Here is a 5194-nt window from a genome sequence, read left to right as displayed (position 1 = left end):
AGCGCTCGTTGGTCGTCTGGTCGAAGTACGACAGGTCGACGCCCGACTCCTTCGAGTGGGTCGAGAGGTCGAAGTCGGTACGGTTGGCGACCCCCATCAGCTCGCCCCACTCGCTGCCGGTGAACCCGAAGCGGTACTCGAGGTCGACGGTGCGCTTCGAGTAGTGCGACAACTTCTCTTGCGGATGTTCGTACCGGCGCAGGTTCTCGGGGGTGATCCCGAGGCCGAGATACCACTGCTCGCACTGGTCGATCCAGTAGGTGAACCACTCCTCGTCAGTGCCGGCCTGCACGAAGAACTCCATCTCCATCTGCTCGAACTCGCGCGTGCGGAAGATGAAGTTTCCGGGGGTGATCTCATTGCGGAAGCTCTTGCCGACCTGGGCGATGCCGAACGGCGGCTTCATGCGGGCGCTGGAGAGCACGTTGGCGAAGTTCACGAAGATGCCCTGCGCGGTCTCCGGGCGCAGGTAGTGCAGCCCGGCCTCGTCGTCGACCGGGCCGAGGTAGGTCTTCAGCAGTCCGCTGAACGCTCGCGGCTCGGTCCACTGCCCACGAGTGCCGCAGTTCTCGCAGGCGATGTCGGCCATCCCGTTCTCAGGAACGCGGCCCTTCTTCTCTTCGAACGCCTCAAGCAGGTGGTCTTCGCGGTAGCGCTTGTGGCAGCTCTGACATTCGACGAGCGGGTCGGAGAAGACATCCACGTGCCCGGAGGCCTCCCACACCCGCTTGGGCAGGATGACGGAGGAGTCGATGCCGACGATGTCGTCACGGGTCTGCACCATGAACTTCCACCACTCGCGCTTGATGTTCTCCTTCAGCGCGGTGCCGAGCGGCCCGTAGTCCCAGGCGGACCGAGATCCTCCGTAGATCTCACCGGATTGGAACACGAAGCCGCGACGCTTCGCGAGCGAGATGATCGAGTCGAGGGGGGTGGGCGTAGACATCCTGGCCAGGATACCGGCGCGCCAGCTACCTCACGACGCGCGCGACCGCCTCAACGTCGGTCAGATCGTTCCAGAGGTGGAACGAGGCGCGCAACCGTCCCGCACGCCCGGAGACCCGCACCCCGGCGTCGATCAACTTCCTCAGGTCGCCGCCCGAGGCATCCGGCCAGGTGACGATCGCCTGCCGCTGCGCCGGGATGCCAACCGCCTCGCACAGCGCATCGCCGAGCCCGCTCGTGAACGCCCACACCTCGGCGATGTCGAGACCTGAGAAGAGCCCTACCGACTGTTCGGCGCCGATCCACGCCTGCCACGCCGGCGACACGTCGAACCGCCGCGCGTCAGTCGCCAGGTGCATGGCCGGTCCGTAGGTACTCGTCCAGACGTCATCCCCCGCGTACCAGCCGGCCTGCAGCGGGGTGAGCAACGGGTCGAACCGCTCGCTCAGGGTGAGGAACGCGACCCCGCGAGGCGCGCAGAGCCACTTGTAGGTGTGGCACACCGTGACGTCGAACCGGCTCGCGTCGACCGGCAGCACCCCCGCCGCCTGGGTGACGTCGCAGAAGGTGAAGGTGTCGTGCCGCGCGGCCGCCTCGAGGATGCTGTCGACCTCGGCGACCACACCAGTCGCCGACTGCACGAGCGAGAACACGACCAACCAGGTGTCGTCTTGGATCTCGTCGGCGAGCGCCTCGAGCGGCACGACGCGCACCCGGATGCCTGGCCGCTGCAGGAACGGAAACTCGATCGACGAGAAGTCGCCCTCGGGAATCAGCACCTCGGCACCCTCGGGGACGGCGGCCGCGACGAGAGCGGCGAGCACCGAGGTCTGCGAACCGATCGCGACGCGCTCCGCCGGGATGCCGACGAGACGAGCGTACGACTCCCGGGTGCGCGCAATCACCGGGTCGTAGCCCTGCGGGTCGCGGTCGGCCGCCGCCCACGCCGTCAGGTCGGCGGTCATCGCCTCGACGGCCGAGCGGGGCGGAAGTCCGATGGACGCGACGGCGAGATAGCCCCGCGGATCTCCGAACTGGTCGATCGCGGCGGCGAGCGCCGCGGAGTGAGCCATGGCCCGAGTCTCGTCCGACGCGTTCCGGGCGGCAAGAGGCCGCCACGACAGAGGCGGCCTGTTCGGCGCCGCGGTCTACGGCAGACCTTGCTGGACGCCAGTCACCTAAGTCGACGCATGTCGTCGGACACGTTCTCCGCCCTGCCGATCATCGAGATGCGTCTCTAGGCAGCGCGAAGCCCGGCCGACTCACCGTCCGGAGAGCTGCCGGGCTCACTTTCCAAAGCTTCCGCGATGGACATTTCTATTGTCGCGCGATCCGTCGCGCGACGCAATGACACACTGGGCAATGGCCGTCAGCCCACAGCCGGATCGGGCGCGTCGACCGCTCCCCCGAAGCGACGTGCACGCCCCGCGTAGATCTCGATCGCGTGCCACAGGTCTTCGCGGGTGAAGTCGGGCCACAGCGTGTCGAGGAACACCATCTCGGCGTACGCCGACTGCCAGAGCATGAAGTTGCTGGTGCGCTGCTCTCCTGACGAGCGCACGAACAGGTCGACATCCGGCAGGTCGGGCACGTACAGGTGCTTCTGCAACGTCTTCTCGCTGATGCGATCGGGTTTGATGCGCCCCGCCGCGACATCCGCTGCGATGGCGCGCACGGCATCCACGACCTCGACGCGTCCGCCGTAGTTGACGCACATCGTGAGGGTCAGGGTCGTGTTGCGGGCCGTCAGCCGTTCGGCAACCTCGAGTTCGTCGATCACCGAACGCCACAGCCGCGGGCGACGCCCGGCCCACTTCACGCGCACCCCCCACTCGTGCAATTGGTCACGACGCCGACGGATGACGTCGCGGTTGAAGCCCATCAGAAAGCGCACCTCGTCGGGGCTGCGCGACCAGTTCTCGGTCGAGAACGCGTACGCCGACAGGTGCGTCACCCCGATCTGGATGGCGCCTGCCACGACATCCAGCAGGCTCGCCTCCCCCGCCTTGTGCCCCTCGACCCGCGAGAGGCCGCGCTGGTTCGCCCAGCGCCCGTTGCCATCCATCACGAGCGCGACGTGCTTCGGCACCGCCGTCGCACTCACCGCCGGCGGCCGAAGCCCCGTCCAATCGATGGCTAGCCCGGTCACGCAATCGTCCGATCGACGTGTTGCAGGGAGCGCAGGCCGCGCTCGAGGTGGAACTGGGTGTAGGCGGCGACGACACCGGATGCCTGGGCGCGGGTGCGTTCGTCGGCCTCCTCGGCGGTCGACCAATCACCCGCGAGCAGGGCGGCGAGGGTTCCGAGGGTCGTGGGGTCGAGTCGCGGGGCTCCCGGCGGGGCGACGGCATCGCTCACCACACCGCCGAGCTGCACGACGAAGGCGGTGTGACCCGGGCCGGCCTCGCCGGTCACCGCGCAGTCGATGAACGAGGGCGCCCACCCCGCGATCGAGAGGGCGCGCAACAGGTACGAGTCGAGGGTGAGCCCGGGCGCATGCTCGGCCTTTGCCAGCGAACGCAGCGCTCCGACGAGCAGCAGGTAGTGCTGAAGGCCGGCGTCGTGGTCGGTGAGCCGGTCGGCGGCTTCGACCATCGCGGTCGCCGCAGTGAAGCGCGGGTAGTCGTCGACGATGTCGGCCCCGTAAGCCCCGATCGACTCCGCCTGCTGCACGATGTCGAGGCTGCGGCCCTTGTACAACTGCAGGTCAGCGACCATGAACGGTTCGAGCCGCGCGCCGAACCGTGACGCCGTGCGCCGCACGCCCTTCGCCACGGCGCGGATCTTGCCGTGCTGCCGGCTGAGCATCGTCACGATGCGGTCGGCCTCGCCGAGTTTATGGGTGCGCAACACGACGGCCTCGTCGCGATACGTCATGCCCATGGGGATAAGTCTCCCGCGGTTTCACTGGGAAGATGTGGACGTGACGGGCGCGGCTAGGAGAGAGACACCATGGCAACGGTCCTCGTAACCGGCGCCACCTCAGGCCCGGGTGGGCCGCTCGTCGAGCGACTGCGCGCTGCCGGACACGACGTGCGTGCGCTCAGCCGCACCCCGGGTGAGGGCCGCGTCGTCGGCGACTTGTCGACCGGCACTGGGCTCGACGCTGCGCTCGCCGGCGCGACGGTCGTCGTGCACCTCGCGACGAACCGCAAAAAGGATCTACCCGACACCGAACGGTTGCTTGTCGCCTCCCGTGAAGCCGGAGTGGGCCACGTCATCTTCCTGTCGATCGTCGGGGTCGACGACATCCCGTACTTCTACTACCGCGACAAGGTCGCCAACGAACACGCGATCGCCGCGTCGGGCATCCCGTACACGATCCTGCGGGCCACCCAGTTTCACTCGTTCCCCGGCGAGATTCTCGGGATGCTCGGCGGGCGGCTGTTCCTGCGCGGGCTGAAGGTGCAGCCGATCGGGGTCGTCGACGTCGCGACCCGGCTCGCGGAACTCGCGACCGGCACCCCCGCCGGACGGGTCGCCGACATCGGTGGCCCCGAGATCCTCGAGACCCGCGACATCCTCTCCCGCCTGCAGCGCGCGGGCCGCGCCCAGCAGCGGGTGCTCTCGATGGGGCTGCCGGGAAAGACGTTCGCCGCGTTCAAGGCCGGCCACCACCTCGCGGGGTTGCCCGGCTACGGCACGCAGACGTTCGACGAGTGGCTCGCCTCCGGCGCCTCGAAGTAGCTCGCCCGCGAGAGGATGGATGCCGTGGCCGCCTTCGTGATCCCGTTCTGGGCTGACCTGTTGGCGGTTGGCATCGGCTCGCTTCAGGGTGCGATGTTCGCCGCCCAGTTCCGGGACCGGCGGCTCGACCTGCTCGGCGTTGCGATCATCGGCATCGCGACCGGCTTCGGCGGGGGTCTGCTGCGTGACATCCTGCTGAACGAGACGCCGAAGGCGCTGCAGAGCAACTGGTATCTGCCGGTCGCGACCGGGGCGGCACTGATCGGGATGCTGCTCGAGCGAATCTTCTCGCGGCTCGCGAACGTCATCACCGTGCTCGACGCCCTCACGATCGGGCTGTTCGGGGCAATCGGCACCACGGCCGCACTTGCCGCCGGGCTGCCCGAAGTGCCTGCCGTCTTCGTCGGCGTACTCGCAGCGGTCGGCGGCTCGATTCTGCGCGACCTGCTACTCGCACTTCCCATCGCCCTCATGCACGTCGGCTCGCTGTACGCGGTCGCGGCGCTCGTCGGCACGACGACCCTCGTCGTGCTCGTGAACCTCGGCGTCGCCGTCCCCATCG

6 protein-coding genes are annotated in these 5194 nt (G+C 68.4%); 2 read left to right on the top strand and 4 right to left on the bottom strand.

Annotation, left to right across the window (positions count from 1 at the left end; genetic code table 11):
- From RMO30_RS01615 to recO, 4 genes are all read right to left on the bottom strand, one after another.
- On the bottom strand, positions 1-946 hold a 946-nt coding region (locus RMO30_RS01615), incomplete at its 3' end, for a glycine--tRNA ligase (RefSeq protein WP_309708620.1).
- A 25-nt stretch (positions 947-971) separates the two neighbouring features.
- Entirely contained in the window at positions 972-2018 is a 1047-nt protein-coding gene (locus RMO30_RS01610; RefSeq protein ID WP_309708617.1) for an aminotransferase class V-fold PLP-dependent enzyme, read from the bottom strand.
- 296 nt (positions 2019-2314) lie between these two features.
- Entirely contained in the window at positions 2315-3094 is a 780-nt protein-coding gene (locus tag RMO30_RS01605; RefSeq protein ID WP_309708615.1) for an isoprenyl transferase, read from the bottom strand.
- Positions 3091-3828, bottom strand: a complete 738-nt coding sequence (gene recO, locus RMO30_RS01600) for a DNA repair protein RecO (protein ID WP_309708613.1) — start codon at positions 3826-3828, stop codon at positions 3091-3093. The genes RMO30_RS01605 and recO overlap by 4 nt, the downstream gene beginning before the upstream one ends.
- 69 nt (positions 3829-3897) lie before the next feature.
- Between recO and RMO30_RS01595 the strand changes: the two genes are divergently transcribed.
- The gene (locus tag RMO30_RS01595) at positions 3898-4632 is read left to right on the top strand and encodes an NAD(P)H-binding protein (RefSeq protein WP_309708611.1); all 735 of its coding nucleotides are present in this window, start codon (positions 3898-3900) and stop codon (positions 4630-4632) included.
- Positions 4633-4647: 15 nt separating this feature from the next.
- On the top strand, positions 4648-5194 hold a 547-nt coding region (locus RMO30_RS01590; RefSeq protein WP_397427871.1), incomplete at its 3' end, for a trimeric intracellular cation channel family protein.

It is taken from the genome of Pseudolysinimonas sp., from assembly GCF_031389465.1.
Taxonomy (GTDB): domain Bacteria; phylum Actinomycetota; class Actinomycetes; order Actinomycetales; family Microbacteriaceae; genus Pseudolysinimonas_A.
The sequence above is the reverse complement of the archived record's forward strand: the minus strand, read 5'-3'. Positions and strand labels throughout refer to the sequence as shown.